The following is a 2,115-nucleotide window of genomic DNA, read 5'->3' on the forward strand; positions in this document are numbered from 1 at the left end:
ACTTGTCCTTATCAGAGTTGATAAAGAGGGATTCTTTTCTCACGGTTTAGTGAGGAGAGTTGAAAAATTCTCCACTATTTCAAACCTCGAAATTCAGTTAAAAAGGAAAATTTATAAAATAAGCGGAGTTCTTTCTGATGGTGTAAAACCTATCAAATCTCAAAAAATAGACCTTGTTAGTCCCGGAGGAAAAAGACTAGCCTCTACACTTTCAGGAGAAAACGGATATTTTGAATTTTTAGACATTCCCGCCACTGATACTTTTAAGGTATCTGTAAAGATTCCAGACTTCAAAACCTATAATTCCAGAGAGATGACTCTCAAGGAAGATATAAATAATTTCAACATAATCATGAACCGGGGGTCTCGACAGATTATTCTAGAGGTTACAGACAGTTCAGGTGCACCTGTTAAAAATTCTGTCTTTACCCTGGATAATAAAAATATAACGTCAGATTCAAATGGCATCATATCTTACATTACTCCTTCTGATGAAATATCTCTGGTGTACAAAAATCAAAAAAAAAAAATCTCTCTGGACAGAGAGAAAACTATTTATAAAATTGACCTAAATTAATAGGGATGGCTCAGGCCATCCCTATTAATTTGTATCCATATTTTTTATACCCTGGATATTTTCATTGTGAAGCTTTATTATTGTTTCAGAAAAACTGTACTTTTTACTCAAAGTCTCGCTCAGCCTGTAGCTCTTTACAAAATCACCTTTTTTATTATAGTACAGGGCTGCATAATACACCTCGTGAGGATCCATTACTTTTTTACTTTCTATCTCTTTTACTTTGGATTCCTGGAGAACAGGATTTTCAGAGAAATAGATATACATCTCCTGGGAAGTGTCTATATTTTCATCTGCCAAAGGATATCTTTTTACATACTCATCTTTATATCTTCTGTCATTTTTAGAAAGCTCCTTCAGCTCGGACTCTCCGATATATTTCCTGTAAGGATAGAGAGTGTCTGTCTCACCTGCCATATAGAGATACCTAGCAGCAGCACCCCTATACTTCACCGGAATATCAAGCCCATTCTGTAAGAGGTAGACTGCATACGGCTCTCCGTTTTCTACTATCTTCAGCCTTTCTGCCGTTTCCTTCTCTGTGTACAGCTCCTCTATCTCCTGGATAAATTTCTCTACATAATCGCTGCTGCCTTTCAAAATCTCCTTCTCCATGAGGGTTATTTTAGCAGGTCCATCAGCCATTTTTATCCTTTCCCTGTCCAATACCTTGCTCTCTATCACTCCTGTATATTTTCTTACAAGGTCTGATTTCTGAGATTCATCAGCCACGGCAAAAAGTTTTTCTAATATTTCATCTTTTTGAAAACTTTCGGGATAGAGATACAGAAACTTTTCCCCTTCTGAGTAAAAAAGTCCATTTTTATTCTTTTCATAAAGCTCTTCGAGATAAAGGCGGTGATACTCTTCACCCTGGGTCTTGAGATACTGGAGGATTTCCGTATCCTGAGTCACTGCCCAGAGAGTATAGAGGTTCCTGTTATCCTTTCTATCCAAATACTCTTTTGTCAGATTTTCCTTTGTCCGTTGGTATTTTTCTGTGTTTTTTTCATATTTCAGATAGAGCAGCTCTTCTCCAGGGGTCTTTAGCTCTACTAATAGATTCTCTCTCTTTGCAAAGTCAAAATAATCAAAATACCCCTTGCTGTCCTCTATACCCTTTATATTATAATATCTGTTTTGCAGTCTGTCCTTTTTCGTAGCAAACATATCAAATAATTTTTTGGACGGACTTTTATCCTGTAGTTCATGTTTTTTCAGCTCATCCAGTATTTTTCTTATATCACCCTTTGTCCACTTGTTGGAATTAAAAAACTTTTTTTGTTCCTTTTCATCATCCATATAAGCGAGAAATTCCTGGACTTTTTCTACCCTGTATTTTTCCTTTGAAATAGGGAGATTTTTCCTCTCTATCTCTGTGTAGATTCTTTTTTTGTATTTCGTTGCCTCTGAGCCATCTCCAGCAAGGATAATCCGATCCAGATTTTCTTCTATTTTTTTGTAATTTTTCTCTATATTATAATATTCCAATAGTTTCCTGGGATCATCTTCTGTCTTCAGATACAAATCCAGATAAT

The 2,115-nt window shown here is 35.9% G+C and carries 2 protein-coding genes; one reads left to right on the forward strand and one right to left on the reverse strand.

Features of this window, described 5'->3' with window-relative positions; all coding sequences use genetic code 11:
• Positions 1–577 (forward strand): hypothetical protein (locus ABZA26_RS13590; protein ID WP_372715035.1); only part of this gene is annotated, 577 nt, incomplete at its 5' end.
• A 24-nt stretch (positions 578–601) separates the two neighbouring features.
• Here ABZA26_RS13590 and ABZA26_RS13595 read toward each other — a convergent pair.
• On the reverse strand, positions 602–2,115 hold a 1,514-nt coding region (locus ABZA26_RS13595), incomplete at its 5' end, for a hypothetical protein (protein ID WP_372715036.1).

This window comes from Ilyobacter sp. (assembly GCF_041583315.1).
Classification (GTDB): domain Bacteria; phylum Fusobacteriota; class Fusobacteriia; order Fusobacteriales; family Fusobacteriaceae; genus Ilyobacter.